This is a genomic window from Acinetobacter sp. 228 (assembly GCF_048147885.1).
Genome location: NZ_JAYWYV010000448.1, coordinates 1 through 1,159 on the forward strand (window position 1 = coordinate 1; position 1,159 = coordinate 1,159).

Genomic DNA, 1,159 nt, shown 5'->3' on the forward strand with positions numbered 1-1,159 from the left:
ACTTCAGCTGTACCACCACTAATTCCGACATCAATCTCGTCAAATACCAAAACTTCTGCTTCGGTCTTTTCAGCATTCATGACTTGCATAACAAGTGCAATACGAGAAAGCTCACCACCAGATGCTACACGTGCCAATGGTTGAGGAGGTATGCCTTTATTGGCAGTAAATAAAAGTTGAATAAAACTTAAACCTTCTGCATTTGGTTGTTCTAATGGTTCAAACTTAAACTCAAAATGTGCCTCAGGCAGCGCTAAAGGTTTAACCTGTTCAGTTAATTGTTTTGCAAGTGGGGCAGCAGCTTCACGACGAATATTGTCTAAATGCTGGGCTTTTTCTAAAAATTCTTGATGTGACTTTTCTACTTGTTCAGCCAGAGTTTCAGGGTCTTCTAACTGATGTAATTGCTCAAGCTCACTTTGCCAAGTTTCGTACTCTTCTTTAAGTGTTTCTGGTTGAGTACGGTATTTACGAGCAAGTCGATGGAAAACCTCTAGCTTGGAGTTCAGTTCTTCCATCCGTTCAGGATCGAAACTCTGACGGTCAATAAATTGACGTAAATTTGATGTGGCATCATCAATTTCACTTTGCGCATTTAATAACGAATTATAAATTTCGGAAAGCTGCTCACTACGCCCCGCATGAGACTCTAGACGGCGAATGATCGACGACATTTCTTGAGTAATGTTTTGTTCAGCTTCATCAAGCGCATTTAAACTATAGCTACAGTCTTGCATGATATGTTCATGATGACTGAGGCGATCGAACTCTTGCTCGATTTCTTTGTAATCGGTTTGAATGACTTCCTCAAGCTCTTCAATTTGTAGCTCTAAGGTCGCAATACGTTGAAGACGGGTCGCTTGAGCATCGAGCGCAGCCTGATGCTGGCGGATATTACGCTGCCATGTACTATATGCTTCACGAACATCATTTGCTTCGGCGTAAAAATTACTATAACGGTCTAGCCAATGCTTTGGATAAGGCGGTTCAAGTAGTTGTTGTTGGCTGTGCTGGCTATACAGCTGAACCAATAAGCGGCCTAATTCTTTAAGCTCAGAGAGACTACTTGGACGACCATTTACCCATGCTTTGCTACGGCCAGTTGCAAAAATAACCCGACGTAAATGAATTTCCCCTGAATCATCATCTAGTTCATGTT

At 41.8% G+C, this 1,159-nt stretch carries 1 protein-coding gene; it reads right to left on the reverse strand.

The window, feature by feature from the left end:
* Window positions 1-1,159: DNA repair protein RecN (locus tag VXQ92_RS19755; RefSeq protein WP_416682936.1), on the reverse strand; the 1,159-nt coding region annotated here is incomplete at both ends.